The following is a 16050-nucleotide window of genomic DNA, read 5'->3' on the forward strand; positions in this document are numbered from 1 at the left end:
GTTTCCGAGCCTGTTGCCGTAGTTGCCAAAAGAGCAATTGCAACAAGAAGTATATGCGGTCACGAGAGAAGGGACGCGGCGATGGACGAAACGATAAAGCAGGGGAAGGGCGCGCTTCGCTTGCTGCTGGCGACTATGTTGGCGGCAATGCTGATCCCCTGGGCTCCCCGAGCGGCTTGGGCCGATGAAAACGAAGCAGCTGCCCAGACGCAGACGAGCGAGATCGCCGATCTGCTGGCTGCCGGAGACTACGTCGAGGGCGAGGCTCTCGTCGTCGTTGACAACGCGGCATCTCGAAACAGCCTCCGTTCGCGCAGCGTCGACCCGCTCTCCTCGGCCGAACCGCTCATGGACGCGTCGGCCGAAACGTACGCCACCGCTACGGGCGTCGACGTGCCGTTGGAACAATCTGTTTCCAACGGCCCGGTTCTCCTGCGCAGCGCAAGATCCCTACCTGAAGACGACGCGGTGAGCATGGTGCTGGTGCGGCAGGAGGGTACCTCAACCGAGGATCTCCTGCGCCAGCTGCAGGACGACCCGCGCATCCTGTCCGCCGAGCCGAACTACGTGCAGCGGCTGGACGACCCCGATCAGACGGCGCTCGATGAGAGCACGCCGCAAGTCGCTGCGGCATTGGGGCTGGATTCGTCGGACGCGGCGCCGTCGGCTCCGGCGAGCGCGGATGCAAGCGGCACGGCCGCTGCCGACCTGTCCGGCTACCAGTGGGGCTGCCGCAACACCGGAGAAGTCATGGTGCAAGAAGAGGCGCCGCCCCTTGCCGGTTTCGACATCGCGCCGCCGAATTGGAACCAGGTCGGCACAACGAACGCCGCCGACGTCGTTGCCGTGGTTGACACTGGCGTGGACTACAACCATCCCGACCTCAACGGCATCATGTGCGACATGACGCAGTACACGGACAGGGGCGGACGCTACGGGATCAACGTCGTGCCCGGCATGGATCCCACCGATCCGATGGACGATCATTACCACGGAACGCACTGCGCGGGCATCATCGCGTCGCAATGGGATGGCGTGGGGACGAGCGGCGTCGCGTCCGGCGTGCAGCTGGTGGCCGTTAGGGTCGCAGGTAGGCAGAACACGATCGAGAGTGCGGATACCATCAGGGCATACGAGTATCTTGCCGAAGCCGTTGATGCCGGCTTGCCACTGCGCGCCATCAACAACTCGTGGGCCGGAAGGACGATGAGCAAAGCATTCAGCTTGGCGGCGACGAAGCTGGGCGAGAAAGGCGCCGTGACCGTCATCGGGTCGGGCAACGATGCCGCCGACGTTGACAAGATACCGATGACCGCATCCGTGCTCGCGCATAACCCGTATGCGGTCGCTGTCGATGCGTCGGATTCTTCAGGGCAGCTCGCCTCGTTCAGCAACTACGGCGTGGAAACGACCGACGTGGTGGCTCCGGGCATGAACATCATGTCCACCGTGCCCCTCGGCAGGGCGGCCTACGCTCCCGAAGCCGACGGCTCCCCTTTGAGCTACGAGACGTTCGAAAGCGACGCCCCGTCGGTTACGGCGCGCGCGACGCCGACGTCGTCCGAGGATATAGATGCCGTCGTGCAGGGGGCGACCCATTTCGATGCGAGGGGCGGAGCTCTGAAGATCCCCTTTTCCGAAATGCTCACGGAAGAGACGGCGCTGGGCATCAGTTTTCGAAGCGTCGTGGTGTCGATGGAAGTCGATCCGTCGAACCAAGAGGGCGTCCGGTACGTAGGAATGAACGCGACGGCCACGAACCAGAACAACGACAACCTGCTTTACCAGGTTGCGATAATGAAAGACGGCGCGCTTGATTGGACGCCGATGGGACAGACGGCTGTCGCGGCCCTTGGGAAGGACCGAGGTTGGACGACCATCGCCTTCGACGCCCAGACGCTTGCCCAGAATGCCGGCGGCACCTTGGCGTTCGAAGGCGGCAAGCTGCAGGTGCGGCTGACGTTCGCACGCGCCGGCACGCCGATCGCCCCGACCGATGCCCTGTACCTCGACACGGTTGGAACGGGCAGGGCCGGCTCCGCGATTCCCTATCAATCTTTGAGCGGGACGTCCATGGCAACTCCCATGGTCACCGGCGCGGCCATGGTGCTCGCGCAGGATGTCGACGGCTCCACCCCGGCCGAGCGCGCTGCGAAGCTGGCGGCGCTCGTGAAGGCCTCCGTGCGTCCGGTGGACGCGTTCTCCGGCAAGTGCTCGTCGGGCGGACACCTTGATTTGAGGGTTGCGTCGGGCGACTTCGTCCCGGTGGTGTCGGGCGCTCGGATGGAATCCGACGGCGACGCCGCACTCGTCATGGTGGAGGGCAGCTACTTCGGCGCAGCTCAGGGTGCGGGAAGCGTGCACATCGGCGGCAAGGAGGCTGCTGTGCGCTCCTGGTCGGACGGCTCCATCGTAACGGAGTGCCCACAGGGTCTCAAAAGCGGCGTGCTGGTGGTAGAGGTAACGGCCGGCAACGGCAAGAGCGGATCGAAGGGCTTCCTGCTGCAGGTTCCCGAGCGACCGGACGACCAATCCACGCCCCTGTTCGAGAAGACCATAGCGCTTCCCACGTCGGATGAGGGCCTGCCGGTTGGCGTGTCGTACGGTCTTCTGACCGGGCTGGGCGGTTCGCTATACCTGCTGCCAAACGACTTCAGCATATCGCATGCGGGTACTTATGCGCTATGGCGCTACGACCCCGATCAGGACAGCTGGACGCAGTGCGCCGACCTACCCGAGGCTCTCAGCAGCGCATCGATGACCGTGTTCGACGGCAAGCTGTACGTATACGGCGAAGCGGGCGAGACGGATGGGGCGTTGGCTCCTCGTCTTGTCAGCTACGACCCGGCGACGAACGCCTGGACTTCCCATGACGCTTCCCGCCTGCCGTTTCATGCGACGATAGTGAACTGCGATGGAGCGATGCTGCTGGTGGGCGGCGCCGCGTACGACGGTGTCAAATGGGTCGAGCTGACCGAAGGCAACATCGCCGTGTACGATACGCAGACGGGGGCGGTAACGGCTGCGGGATCCCTCGCGACAGGCCGCTCGACTCCCTTTGTCGTAGCGCGAGGGGCCGAGCTGTTCGTCGCCTTGGGCGATGTGCACGACGTGACGGGCTCTTCGACGACGAGCCCCGTATTCGAGCGCATCGTGAGATCCGGCGACTCGTACGTTGGCAACGACCTGTCCGCCGCCCTGCCTGCGCTTGCGCCCGGCTACGACGATTCGTTCGGCTTGGCAGCGGTCAAAGCCGGAGTGGTGCTGTCGGGCCGTATCAGCGTCGAAGAAGCCGACGGCGGACGCGAGCTCGATCAGGACACCTATCTGTTGGACTTGGCGAACGGAGACAAAAGTTTCCAAGGCATCGACAAGCGCGCCTCCCGGGTGCCGCTGTACTTCCCGAGCTCGACAGCGTACGACGGATGGCTGTACACCATGGGCTTCTCGGTCTACGAGAACGGTGGCCGGGTGATACGGGCCACGCCGATGGAGACGCTGCCCCAACCCGGCGACCTACCTGAACCTGGACCCGGCCCTACGCCCGGACCTGGCCCTGCAGCTGCGCCGGAACCGGTTGTCGGCAAGGGGGATGCAACGTCTCTGGCGAGAACCGGCGACCCATTAGGCGCTTTCGTGCCGGCTATCACGCTGGCCGCCGGTGTCATGCTCGCAAGCATAGGCGTTGCCACGGCTGCACGACGAAAAGCGAAAAAGAACAGGCTATGAAGACGGCAGCGGATGCCACCGGATCTTCTCGATGCGCGCACCAGAGCCTATCGGGGTCAAAGGAAGTAAAAGAAGGATGTCTTTGCAAAAAACGACCGGTTATTCGATCTGAAACAGGAGATAGGTTATGAGCGAATCCAAGAAGCACGACTCTTTGAGCGCCGAAGAGCTGGACGGGGTGGCTGGCGGCGTATTTTTTCGGAGGGATCCCTCCGAATCGTTCTGCCCGTTCTGCAGTATGAGCACGAAGGATCCCAAGTTTAAAGACACTCACCTATATCTTGGCGAAGGAGAGCGTTTCTGCGAGGTGGAATGCAAAACCTATCCTGGCGACGAAATCTGGTGAGATATGGTGAAGGCCGTCGAGGGATCGACGGCCTTCACGGAAGAATGGAAGCTCGCGCTTACGCCTCGATGCCGCGGCTCTGGCGCATGATGTCGTAGGCCAGCCACGTGCAGGCGCCGATGACCAGCAGCTCCACCGCGCCGCTCGCGCCGATGGACGAGAGCATGCCCTGCGCCGCGAGCCAGACGTCGCCGGCGACCTCGATGGCCAGGCCGATGACGCACAGCACGAAGAACGGCTTGACCTTCCGCGGATCGCGAGCGCCGCGCAGGCCCAGGGCGCCCACGACCAGGTCGACGACGCCGCTGCCGACCAGCACGACGCCCAGCACCAGGCCCACGGCGATGCCGGCCACCAGATCCGGGTCGTTCGGGTCCATCGCGTTCACGGCGTCGGTGCCCAGGCCGGCGGCGATCAGCACCAGGAACGCGAGGCCCAGCACGATGGAGATGACGGCGAACACCACCAGCACGATGGAGATGACGCGCAGCGCCTTCTGGCTGCCCGAGCGCTCGACTTCGGCCTTGGCCTCACCAACGATGCCTCGGTCATGCTCCTTCTTCACCACGTCGGCGAGGGTGGTGCACACCAGCAGGTAGACGACGTCGCCGATAAGCAGGAAGGGGTCGTCCAGGAATGTGCCGCCCAAGAACCAGTTGTACACGATCATCGCCAGGATGACGATGGAGATGCCCCAGCTGAGCGCGCGATAGGGGCCGACCTTGCTCGCATCGTTGGAAGCGCGCAGGCCAAGGAAGGCAACGATCAGCTGCAGGGCGCCCATGATCAGGACCAAAATGCCCACGGCCATGGTAAGGATGCCCGCCGTCGTCTCGGTGCCCTGGAAGTTCACTGCGTCGTTCAGGCCGAGCGAGTCGGCCGCCGCGCCGGAGGCTATGATGATCGCGCCCGAAAGCGCAACCAAAACTCCGAAGATGATCATGATGATAGAGGTGATGCGCAGAGCTTTCTGCGTACCGGTGCGAGGGGGATGCGCCATAGTACGTCCTTTCTCGAAAACGGATCTTTTAAGTCGAAGTATAGGAGCGCTGCGTCCGATAGGCGCGCGAAAGAGCCCGACAACGGAAAGGACGGCACGAGCGCGGCATATCCCGAAACGAACGCCGACGAGCCCGCGCAGATCCCTAGTCCCCGCCGACGGCGGACAAAGGCATGGCGACCCCGCTCGCAAGCACTGGCGACCCGCCGGGAACCGTCGCAGCAGCAACAGCCCTTTTCGCTGCCGCCGCGCTCGCAACTGCGGCGGCCATCGCGCGACGGACGCGTACGGGACGCGACGATCAGCGTCTGAAGCGAAAGTCCGCTTACTCGCGAAACAGCGTGTAATCCAGATCCGACTTGTTGCACTGCCACACAGTGGCGTTGCTGAAGCCGAAGCGCTCATGGTCGTTCGTAAACGCGGTGCCGTAGAGACTAACGGCAATTTTCATCCCGCAGTAAGGGCAGATGCCGCCGGGCACCGCTTTCGGAAGAGCGGCCACGGCCCTGTCGGACAGAGCCTCGCCGCCGGACACCTCTTCAAGATCGTCCAAGCCAAGCTGCTGGAATTTATCGGAATCGTTCATGTTCGATCCGCCTTTCTGTCAGCCCTTTAAGCGAACAGACCCCCACCCCTACATGGTCTGGCGCTCCACCAGTTCGGCGAATACGCCGCCCAACGCGCACAGCTCCTCGTAGGTGCCGTCCTCCACCACGCGGCCGCCGTCCAGCACGATGATGCGGTCGCATGCGCGAATGGTGGACAGCCGGTGCGCCACGATGATGCGCGTGCACTTCATCCGATCGAGCGCCTCGCTCACCTGTCGTTGCGTCACGTTGTCCAGCGCGCTGGTGGCCTCGTCGAAGAACAGTACCTTGGGTTTGGGGGCAACGGCGCGCGCGATGAGGATGCGCTGGCGCTGGCCGCCCGAGATTCCGCCCGCGCCCTCGGACACCATCGTATTCATGCCCATGGGCATGGCGCGAATGTCGTCGGCGATCCCCGCCAGCTCGGCCGCCTCCCACGCATCCTCCATCGTGAGCCACGGCGCAGCCACCACGATGTTGGAGAAGATGTCGCCGGTGAACAGCTTTCCGTCTTGCAGCACCGTGCCGATGTTGCGGCGCAAACTGGCCACGTCCAGCGTCTCGATGTCGCGCCCGTCGTACAGCACGGCGCCTTTCTGCGGCTTTTCGAATCCCAGCAGAAGCCTCATGAGCGTCGATTTCCCGCAGCCGGTCTTGCCCACCACGCCCACGGACTGGCCGGGGCGGATCTTCAGCGACAGATCATCCAGCACGGCAGGCGCGCCTTCGGCGTAGCGGAAAGTGACGTTGTCCATCTCGATGCGACCGGAACAATGCTCGAGCACCTGCTTGCCCCCGGCGGACTCCGGCACCGATTTCATGATGGGTGCGGCCATATCGAGGTGCGGCTTGATGGACGCGAAGTTGCCGGCGACGCCGGCCAGCGACATGAACGCGCCCGTGGCCATGCCGTATGCCAGATTGAACGCCATGTACTCCGATGTCGACACACCGGTCTGCACGGCGGTGAAGTAGATGACGATGGTGCCCACCACCGAGACCGCCGTCTGCACGACGTTCGAGTAGCGCATGAGGCGCGGGCCGTTGTACGTCAGCTTGACCTCGTCTTTGTACGAATCGACCCAGGTGGCGTACGCGCGACGCTCCGCACCGGCCAGCCTGATCTTCTGGATGCCGGTGAACAAGGCGTATTCCCATCCCTTGCGGCGCGCGGAGTGCTCCAGCTTGCGCTTGGTCACGCTCACCTGCACCAGCACGGACGCCACCGACACTGCCGCGCTGGCCAGGATCACGCCCAGCGCGGGCAAGGCCAAACCGGGTGCGTACGCAGCTATCTGCGCCACGTACGCCAGAGAGAACACCGAGGTCAAACCCGTGGTCAGGACGATGTTCTGCAGCATGCTCGCCAGCGTCTCGATACTCGAGAGGCGTGTGGACAGATCGCCCGATGCGTACGCGCGGTAGAACGGCGCCGGCAGGGAAAGCGTACGCATCATGGCAGCGGCTTGCACCGACAGGCTCAGCTTCGTGCCAACGCGCGACATGACCAGTTCTTTCGCGCCGCCGATGAGCACCCGGGCGCACGTGACCGACGCCAGCAGCACGGCGATGGGCACCACCACGCCCACGTTGCCGCTATCCACCACCGGTCCGAAAATCAGACTGTTCACCGCAGGCAGAAGCATGCCCAGCAACGTCACGGCCAACGTCGCCGCCACGATCATCACGTAATCCGAAAGGTCCAGGCTGCGCACCATGTGCAGCAGCACGTCCCTCACGCCCAGCTCTCGCTGCGGCAGGGGCTGGTAGAAGCAGTACGCTTCCTGTGCGAGCCGCGCCGCATTCGCGCGATCGACGCGTACCTTCTCGCCGGTGGCGACGTCGCTGTACGCGAAGCCCCCCGCTGGCTGAGGGATCAGCGCTACCGGCGCGCCGTCGACGAACCCCAGCATAGCCCCCGCCGCGTCGCGCTGCCAGCCTTTCGACAACACGACGCGCCGGCACATCACGCCTGTTCCCCGCAGCTGGGCGTCTATGAGGTCGCGCACGCTCTTCGGGTCGCGCGGGGCATCGGCCGGCTTCACGCGGTAGTACGCCAGCACCTCGCCCACGGCATCGGCCGCGGCTTTGCCCGCATCCACTTCCGCGCCGCCCGCCGCCCGCCCGGTGATGGCCACGGAAAGGTCCCAGGCCGCCTGAGAGACCAGGTCCTCGTCATGCTCCAGCCGTTCCTTGATCTGACTGTCGAACCAACCCATGCGCACCTCCTCCTATTCCTGGGTCACCAGCTGCAGGTACATGCCCCCGCGCTCGCACAGCTCTTCGTGAGTGCCGCGCTCCACCACGCGGCCCTTGTCCAATACCACGATCTCGTCGCAGTCTCGCACGGTGGACAGGCGATGCGCCACCACGATGCAGGTGATGCCGCGCTTGCGCACCGCGCTCATGACCTCCTGCTCGGTCTTGGCATCGAGCGCGCTGGTCGCCTCGTCCATGATGAGCACGGTGGGATCCTGCGCCAGCACGCGAGCGATTTCCAAGCGCTGCCTCTGTCCGCCGGACAGGTCGCGCCCGCCTTCGGACAACACGGCGTTATAGCCGCCGTCGCGCTGCATGATGACCTCGTGGATGCCGGCATCGCGCGCGGCAAGGATCACCTCGTAGTCCTCGATGGAGGTGTCCCACAGGCGGATGTTGTTGGCGATGGTATCGTTGAACAACACGATGTCCTGGTCGACCACAGCCACCGACCCGGTCAGCACCTCGCGCGGCACCTCGTCCATGGGCGAGCCATCGAAGCTCACCGTACCCGACCAAGGGCGAAACAAGCCGCTGACCAGCTTGGCAAGCGTGGACTTGCCGCACCCCGAAGGGCCTACGAAGGCCACGCTACGTCCGGATTCCACATCAAGGTCGAAATCCTTGATCAGGGGTTCTTCCAACCTCGAGTATCCGAAGGTCACGCCCTCCATATGCACGGCGCCCTTGAGCTTCTCGCACGATGCGGCGCGGTCGAGCGGAGCCTGGGAGAACGCCGGATCATCCGGATAGCGCATGACGTCCTCGATGCGCTCCATGTCGGTGCGCATCTCCTGCAGCGTCTGCATGACGGACGTCAACGTGGAAGCGGGAGCCATGAACTGCGACAGGTAGCCTTGGAACGCCAGGATCATGCCCACGGTGAACTGGCCTTGCAGCACCAAGTACACGCCCGTCATGAGCACGGCGGTGTTGGTCACCTGCATGACCAGCTGGGGCACCAGCCCCAGTCGCTGCCCCAAGCGCGCGAAGCGGACCTGTTGCGTGTTGAAACCTGCCTGGAAGCCGGCCCAACGCTCGAAATAGCCGCCCTCCGCGCCGGCGGCCTTGATGGTCTCCACCATTTCGATGCCGGAAACCGTGGCGGCGGCCAGCTTGCCCGCATCGCGCATCTGCACTCGCGTCACATTCACGCGCTTCGCCGAGATCAAGCGCGCCATGCCCAGGTTTATCACCACCGACGCTATGCCGATGGCGGCCAACAGCGGGCTGTAGGCAACCATCACCACGGCGTACAGCACCAGCAGCACGAAGTTCAGCAGCAGCGGCGCCAACTGCTTCACCAGCGATGCGGCGATGGTGGTGTTGGTGGCCGCACGAGCCGATAGGTCGCCGGCCATGCGCTGCGAGAAGAACTCCATGGGCAGGTGCAGAACCTTCCACATGAACGACGAGTTGGACACTACCGCCATCTTGCCCTCGAGACGTAGCAGGTACATGGCGTTCAGCACCTCGACCACGATGCGCACCGCTCCCACGGCTATCAGCAAGGCAATGAAGGGGTACAGCCATTCCGGGTTCTTCCCACCCAGCAGCCGATCCATGAACACTTGGGAGAGCGCCGGATTGATGATGCCGACGACGGCCGTCACCGCCGCCGTGATGGCCACGAACGCGAGCGCGGCGCGCGAGCCCTGTAGGCGCGGGCCAACGAACTCCCATACCGACCGGGGCTTGCCGCTGGGCTGGAAGTCGGGACCCGGCACGAAGCGCAGCATGACGCCCGTGAAGGCGGCATCGAACTCCTCCTCCGTCACGGTCACCTCGCCGCGTGCCGGATCGTTCAGATGCACCTTGCCTCCCTTGAAACCGCGGCACACCACGAAGTGGCTGAAGTTCCAGTGGACGATGCAAGGGAACACGCCCTGCGAGCGCAGCGCCTCGGGCTGCATACGGAAACCCGAGGCCTCGAATCCGTAGGCGCGAGCCGCGCGCACCACGTTGGAAGCCTTGGATCCGTCGCGTGATACGCCGCAGTCCGCGCGCACCTGCTCGAGCGGCACCCATTTACCGTAATAAGCCGCTATCATGGCCAGGCAGGCCGCCCCGCATTCGAGCGCTTCCATCTGCATGATAACGGGAACCTTGCCCGCCATCTGGCCAGGCTTGCCTGCAGTGCGAGCGCGGCGCGCTCCCTTACCCGGCAGCATCACGATGCGCCCCCCAGAATCAGGCTGATGGGAGCGAACTCGCTTGTGGCCACATGGGCATCGTACACGCCGTCGGGCAGGTCTATGGTCACGTCGACGGGAAACATCCAGCTCGTTGCGTTCACCTTGTGCGCTGCGTACTCGTCCAGCTGCGCGGCCAGTGCGTCGGGAGAGAGGGGCGTGGTTCCCACGGACGCTACGGCGCCTTTGGCGCTGTCGGCGCTCACCGTGTCGCCGACGGCCACCTGACCTACCTCGTCCTCGGCGACGTAGCAGGTCGCGTGGCCGCCTTGCACCACCAACGCAGTAGGCATCGTGTCGACCAAGCGCCCGCAGCACGCCCATATGAAGCCGGCCAGCAACAACAGAAGCACGGCGCCCAGCACCATCCACACCCCGGGATTCGACACGCGGATGTAGTCGTCGAGCTGCTCGGGCGACTTTGCCCGATCCAGGCTTTCCTGGCGAAAGGGCGAAGCCGCCTTGTCTTTTCCGTCGCGTGCGCTCATCGTGAACCTCCCGTTTCGGTCAAACCGTCGAAGCCGGGCAGAACGATGGGAAGCTCGACTCCTTCGCAGCCGGCCGCAACTTCATCCAGTTCGTCAAGCGCAAGCTCGCCTTCGCCCAGCGCCCCCCAGGCGCTCTGCGCCGCTGCGTCGTTCACCCACAGGCCTTCCTGCTCTATAAGGCTCTTGAAGTCGTCAAACGACATGCCCCCCGCCGCATGGCGGGCGGCATCCATCGCAGCCTCGTCACGGTCGGAACGAGGGCTCTTCGCATCGGGTTCGACCATCGTCGCTCCTTGCTCGCGCGGTCAAAAGAAACGGTTCCCCTTTTTCGGGCATCGCTGCGCATCGTGAACGGATGAAGCGCGGGCGACGCTCTTTTTCGTCAACCGACAACGATGGGGTACGAACACGCGACTGACAACGCCCCACGAACGAACGACCACTTTCAACGAACGAACGACCAAGGACGGTTGCTCGTTCGAGAGAAGCGCTTAAAACCGCGCATTTTCATCGGATCAATACCGACCATCTCCTCAACGCCCAGATCACGCGCCCGTGCCGCCCATCGCCGCTTACGGGTTTCGCAAGCGGCGACGGGCGGCGGTTCTTCAAGAACCCCCGCCCAAGCTAATGCAGCCGCAGTCGCGTCCGCGCCTAGCCGACCTCCCCCATAAAGCGGCAGATGGAAGTGATCTCGCAGACCTCGCCGGTATCCCTCCGAATTCCCGTTCCCGTGGTCGGGCATTCGCACACCGCCCCGCGGTCGTTAACCAAGCCCAAACCGGTGTACTGGCAGCAGCAGGCTTCGCCTCCGGCGACGGCGCCCAGCTCGTCTTCATCGAGTTCCGCCGATGAGGGGGCGAAGTCCTCGGCCGACAAGTCGAAGCCGGCTTTCCGTGCGATTGCAGCCGCCTGTTCTGCATTCTCTTCGGCAGACAGGCCTTCAAGCGCTTTCAGCTCGTCTTTGATCGACTCGTCCTCGCTCGCCTTCTTCAGAAAGTCTTTCAATTGCTCGTTCATGCGCAATCCTCTCCGTTTCTTCGGTTTGCTGGTTTTACAGCGTTACCACGCAATAGTAATTCGGCCAATCGAACTGACCGTACTTGCAGGTGGCGCAACACTTCGTCTCCGATGCCTGGAAGTCGCACACGTCAGACGGGGACACGACATGATAGGCCCCGCCGACGGTCGCATCCAGCTGTTGCTCGGTGAGCTCGCCTTCCGCGGTTCTCACCGCCATGAAAGCTGCCTCTTTTTCGGGACTCAACTCAAGGCCGAGCTCGGCGCTGACCTCGCGAAGCTCCTCAATCGTCTGGATGCGCGCGGCGCGCTCCATCATCTCTTGCTCGGTAGCCGCCATAGCAGCTCCCCCTTCCTGTTCCGTCCGTCCTTCTTGGACGATGCCTGCCGATAAGTGTAGGAATCGCCGGCCTTCGCACGCAAGGCGTCGCGAACGAACGACCTATTCAACCGCACGAAAAGCCTGTTGCGCAGTGCGCAGCGGTAGGCAAAGGGAACGCTCGTTTCGTTTGAAGGGGCGTTCGTTTCGACCTCGTTTGGCATCGACGAGCCGTCTGCGGCTTTCTTCTATACTGCGGGGAAGGCGCTCGTCGCCTTCATCCTTTTCTGCATTTCTGAAAGGTTGCCAGTGAAGAAGGCCGTGTTGCATACTTCGTTCTCGCGCCGTTCGGCGCATGTCTCCAGGAGAACATACCGTGATTAGCGAGAGCAGCAGGCATGTTCGGGGCGAGGCTCCCGTGGACGGTCCTGCTTCTCATCCCCTGATGGACGAGACGATTTCGCTGACGCGCGAGTTCGTCCATCGGTACTGGAACGGCGGGACAAGCTGGTGCGCCGCCCGCCTTTCCGATGATTTCGCATGGATGGGGGCACAGGACGACCAGCCCGACTCATCAAGCGATTCGTTTCGCCGGCAGATGGAGCAGATCGCAATCGAACGACCCCGCGTGGTTCTTATGTGCGAGCAGTACCTGCCCGTTGCCGCCCAGGAGACCCTGTGCATCGTGGCAGGGAGCTACCTGGTTTTCGGCGACCCGGCATCCGGCCGACTTGCCGCACAGGAACAGCGCTTCACGTTCGTGTGGAAGCGCGACGAAAACGACGACTCCCTGAAAATCTGCTATTGCCATGTATCGCATCCGCTGCCTCCTGCACCAGATAGCGAGCCGCTTTCCGTGAGCGTGAGCAAGCAGGCATACCTGTACCTCAAAGCCGTCCTGATGCGCCAACGCCAAGACGAGGCCGTTACCGTGCGCGACGTAGACGGCACTTCATGGCGCATCAAGCCCGATGAGATCGTGTGCGTGGAGGCGCGAAAGCAGCGCACCGTGCTTCATTGCGAGAAGACGGACGTAACGGTGCACGGCTGCATGGGAAACGTGCTGGAGCAACTTGGATTGGACATGATGTACGTGCATCGTAGCTTCGCTATCAGTCCGCGCCATGTCGCGAGCCTGGAGAAACGCGATCTGGTGATGGACAACGGGCTTGTCATCGAGATTCCCACCAAACGCCTATCCCAGGTGAAGAAAGAGCTATTCGGCTAGCAACAAGGGTTTTCGTTGCGCGCGAGCGGTCTTTCGTTCGCAAGGAGTTGCGGACGGACGCCGTCGCTTCGTATGCTAGGCGTCGCAAGCTGCTTTCAAGCAGGCGGTTCAGAAAGAGAAAGAAGGCCCGCCATGGCAACTGGCAAAGAAACCAGCACAACGGCAGAAGAAGCTGCGGAAAAGCTCGCCGATCAGGAATTAGATGCAACCGGAGGAGGGCCAGGGATCCCTCTTGACCGCATAATAAACCCCAATCGCTACCATTTCGGATGCGGATTATGGGTTCCCAACCCCGGACACGAGTATGACGAAAGGCACTATTGCATTCATTGCCGCTTCTTCTTGGACACCGGCCCGCACTCTTTCGATTGCGTAAGAACATCGTCCCCTTGGGATTGGGACGGCTAGGGGAGGGGATCTTCCGTTCGCGGAATTCAGCATCTAAGCTTGGAAAAGACGACTGAAAATCGTTCAGAACCCTCCATCTCCGCCAAGCACTGCGATGTGGCGGCAGGGCTCACATGCAACGCGCTGCTGAATACGGCGGGGAAATGCGAAGGGCTGAGCCGACAGAGAAAACCGCTCGCTTCGACCCTGCCCTTCGCCAAGAACGCTTTCACCTGCTTGTTCGCGCGCCTTCCTTTCGCCATCTTCCAGCAAGACCACACGGGGAAGGCCTAGCCAACGTCGCCCATCGAGTGGCAGACTCTATCAACGTTGACGAACCCGCTTCCGTCGGTCCAGGCTCCTGTCCCCTCTCTTGGGCAATCGCACAGCACAGGGCGATCATCCATCAGGCCCGTACCGGTTTGCCTACAGCAACAGGCGTAACTTCCTCCTGCCACGACGTTGAGCTCGTCGTCGTCAAGCTCCGTTTCGACAGGAGCGAAGTCCTCGACCGACACATCGAAGCCGGCTTCCCGGGCGATGGCTGCCGCGCGCTCGGCACGCTCCTCTTCGGGCAGGCCGGCGAGGGCGCCGAGTTCCTCTTTGAGCGGCCCGTCCTCGCTCGCCTTCTTCAAAAAGCCTTTCAATTGCTCGTTCATGCGCGCTCCTCTCTATTGAAGGTTTCCGTTGGACTGCAAAGGCATGACTTCGGCAGGCTTCGGCCCGCCTTCGTTTTTATCTAAAAAGCAGTAGAGATTTGGGTACGAAAAACGGCTATACGCGCAGGAGGCGCAGCAAAGCGTGTTATCTTGTTGGTAATTGCACTTGAAGAGTGGGGACACGATTACGGAGCCGCCGGACACGGCAGCAAGCTCGCTCTCGTCGAGCTCCGTTTCGGCGGGGTCGAGATCCTCGACCGCCACCTCGAAACCGGCCTCGCACGCGATGGCGGCCATTCTCGCCGCGACTTCGTCTTCCGGCAGACCAGCGAGGGCCTCCAGCTTGACCCGCAGGCCCTCGTCCTCGCTGACCTTCGCCATGAATTCCTTCATGTCCTGCTTCATTCGTTCTCCTTTCTCTCGGCGATCCTCGCCTGGGCTTTTTCTACCGCCTCGCGGATGCGGGGCGCGTAGCCGCCTTTCAGGATGAGGCACTGGGCGCGATCGGGCGACAGTATGTCGTCAGGGGCGGTGAACAGCGCGCTCGCGCGGCACCCGCCAGCGCATGCGCCGCGGTGCTCGCACTGGGCGCACTCGGGGTTGTGCTCCCACAGCGCGCTCACGCGCGTATCGATGAGCGAGAGGTACTCCGAGTCGGACAGACCCTGCCTCAAGCCGATCTCGGTGGCCAGCGGGTACCTTTCCTGCATCGGCATGGACGACAGCGCCATGCACGGCAGCATCCGCGCCTCCGGGGACAGGTAGAGCGTCTGGCGCGCGTGGCCGCACGTCACCTGCGACGCGCACGCGGCGGGGTCGCGCTCCTCCGGATGCTTCCCTATGTTGGGGATGGTCCAATCCCCGCTGCCCGGACGCCCCATGAAGAAGCCGCCCAGATGCAGGCCCAGAGGCGCGCCGTCCTCGTAGAAGCAGGGGATGTAGTCCAGGTAGACCTCGAAGGTCTCCTCCAAGGTGAGCGACCTGTCCTCGCCCAGGCGCTCCCACGTGTCGGTGTCCGCCACGGGATTGACCTTCAAGCTCTCGCAATGGTGCGCCGCCAGCGTGCTGACGCTCTCCCGCAGCAGGTGCTTGTTGCCCTGGTGCAGGCACATCTCGGCTCCGGTGGGAAAACCCCGCTCGTGGCAGAGGTCGAACGCCGCCAGCACCGCGTCGCCCGCGCCGGGGACGCCGCGCATCCAGTCGTGCCAGCCCTGCGTGCCGTCGTAGCTCATGTTGAACTCGGGGCGAATCCCGCGCTCCTCCAGCTGGTCGAGCAGCTTCTCGTCCACCAGCTTGCCGTTCGTGTAGATCTGCGCGATCCGTATGCGGTAGGACAAAAGCGCGTCCACCAGCTCCATGAAATCGCGGCGCACCAGCGGCTCGCCGCCGGTCAGCGACACCTCCAGGATGCCGCAGTCGGCGATCTGCCGCGCCAGGTCCATCATGGTGTCGTGATCGATCTCGCCCAGCTTCGCGTCGGGCGCGGACATGTAGCAGTGGCGGCACCGGTAGTTGCACTTGCCGGTGATCGACCAGTGCGCGGTTCGGACGAAGCGGTTCTGATGGCAGCGGTACTCCTGGTCGGGCGTGAGGCGCTCTCCCGGCTCGCACGGGCGCACGGCACCCTGCTCCTCCAACTTCTCCACGATGGCGCGCACCTCGTCGCTGATGATGGGCAGCGACAGGTCTATCTGCCCATCGCACAGCGAAAGCGCCTCGAACGTGCGCGCGTCGACGAAGGTCACGCCGTTGTGCGGCCGCTCGACCACGGCATAGGGCAGTTTCTCCCAGCCCCGCAGAACCAGATCTTCTCTCAAAAGTCGCTTCATGTCGCTC

General features: G+C 63.4%; 14 protein-coding genes. 3 read left to right on the forward strand and 11 right to left on the reverse strand.

All coding sequences use genetic code 11. The annotated features are described in order from the left end of the window. The first annotated feature begins 81 nt into the window (after positions 1–81). Together ELEN_RS14745 and ELEN_RS14750 are read left to right on the forward strand one after the other, a co-directional pair. A complete protein-coding gene (locus ELEN_RS14745) occupies positions 82–3729 on the forward strand; it encodes a S8 family serine peptidase (protein WP_015761469.1) in 3648 nt (1215 codons plus the stop codon). A 127-nt stretch (positions 3730–3856) separates the two neighbouring features. Beyond that, entirely contained in the window at positions 3857–4075 is a 219-nt protein-coding gene (locus ELEN_RS14750) for a hypothetical protein (RefSeq protein WP_015761470.1), read from the forward strand. 58 nt (positions 4076–4133) lie between these two features. On the opposite strand, the gene ELEN_RS14755 is transcribed toward ELEN_RS14750, so the two are convergent. The 8 genes from ELEN_RS14755 to ELEN_RS14790 all read right to left on the reverse strand — a co-directional run bounded on the left by ELEN_RS14755 (position 4134) and on the right by ELEN_RS14790 (position 11961). Next, positions 4134–5075 (reverse strand): hypothetical protein, encoded by a 942-nt coding sequence (locus ELEN_RS14755; protein WP_015761471.1) that lies wholly within the window; start codon positions 5073–5075, stop codon positions 4134–4136. Between the two features lie 325 nt (positions 5076–5400). Beyond that, entirely contained in the window at positions 5401–5661 is a 261-nt protein-coding gene (locus ELEN_RS14760; RefSeq protein WP_009305303.1) for a hypothetical protein, read from the reverse strand. 48 nt (positions 5662–5709) lie between these two features. Beyond that, on the reverse strand, positions 5710–7881 hold the full coding sequence (locus ELEN_RS14765; protein ID WP_015761472.1) for an NHLP bacteriocin export ABC transporter permease/ATPase subunit: 2172 nt from the start codon (positions 7879–7881) through the stop codon (positions 5710–5712). Between the two features lie 12 nt (positions 7882–7893). After that, positions 7894–10092, reverse strand: a complete 2199-nt coding sequence (locus tag ELEN_RS14770) for an NHLP family bacteriocin export ABC transporter peptidase/permease/ATPase subunit (protein WP_015761473.1) — start codon at positions 10090–10092, stop codon at positions 7894–7896. Then, positions 10092–10601 (reverse strand): hypothetical protein, encoded by a 510-nt coding sequence (locus ELEN_RS14775; protein ID WP_009608476.1) that lies wholly within the window; start codon positions 10599–10601, stop codon positions 10092–10094. The genes ELEN_RS14770 and ELEN_RS14775 overlap by 1 nt, the downstream gene beginning before the upstream one ends. Then, positions 10598–10885, reverse strand: coding sequence for a hypothetical protein (locus ELEN_RS14780; protein ID WP_009305307.1), 288 nt, complete (start codon positions 10883–10885; stop codon positions 10598–10600). Before ELEN_RS14780 ends, ELEN_RS14775 begins: the two co-directional genes overlap by 4 nt. A gap of 370 nt (positions 10886–11255) precedes the next feature. Continuing rightward, complete coding sequence (locus tag ELEN_RS14785) at positions 11256–11621, reverse strand: Nif11-like leader peptide family RiPP precursor (protein WP_015761474.1); 366 nt, start codon at positions 11619–11621, stop codon at positions 11256–11258. Between the two features lie 34 nt (positions 11622–11655). Beyond that, the gene (locus tag ELEN_RS14790) at positions 11656–11961 is read right to left on the reverse strand and encodes a hypothetical protein (protein WP_009305310.1); all 306 of its coding nucleotides are present in this window, start codon (positions 11959–11961) and stop codon (positions 11656–11658) included. Positions 11962–12316: 355 nt separating this feature from the next. Here ELEN_RS14790 and ELEN_RS14795 point away from each other — a divergent pair, with 355 nt between their 5' ends. After that, the gene (locus ELEN_RS14795) at positions 12317–13168 is read left to right on the forward strand and encodes a LytTR family DNA-binding domain-containing protein (protein WP_015761475.1); all 852 of its coding nucleotides are present in this window, start codon (positions 12317–12319) and stop codon (positions 13166–13168) included. Positions 13169–13845: 677 nt separating this feature from the next. Here the strand turns inward: ELEN_RS14795 and ELEN_RS14800 are convergent. The 3 genes from ELEN_RS14800 to ELEN_RS14810 are packed head-to-tail and all read right to left on the reverse strand — an operon-like array spanning position 13846 to position 16043. Next, positions 13846–14214, reverse strand: a complete 369-nt coding sequence (locus tag ELEN_RS14800; RefSeq protein ID WP_015761477.1) for a Nif11-like leader peptide family RiPP precursor — start codon at positions 14212–14214, stop codon at positions 13846–13848. Positions 14215–14226: 12 nt separating this feature from the next. Continuing rightward, a complete protein-coding gene (locus ELEN_RS14805) occupies positions 14227–14619 on the reverse strand; it encodes a Nif11-like leader peptide family RiPP precursor (RefSeq protein WP_009305314.1) in 393 nt (130 codons plus the stop codon). Then, positions 14616–16043, reverse strand: coding sequence for a radical SAM/SPASM domain-containing protein (locus ELEN_RS14810; RefSeq protein WP_015761478.1), 1428 nt, complete (start codon positions 16041–16043; stop codon positions 14616–14618). Before ELEN_RS14810 ends, ELEN_RS14805 begins: the two co-directional genes overlap by 4 nt. Between the last annotated feature and the right edge of the window lie 7 nt (positions 16044–16050).

This window comes from Eggerthella lenta DSM 2243 (assembly GCF_000024265.1).
In the GTDB taxonomy this organism is placed as follows: domain Bacteria; phylum Actinomycetota; class Coriobacteriia; order Coriobacteriales; family Eggerthellaceae; genus Eggerthella; species Eggerthella lenta.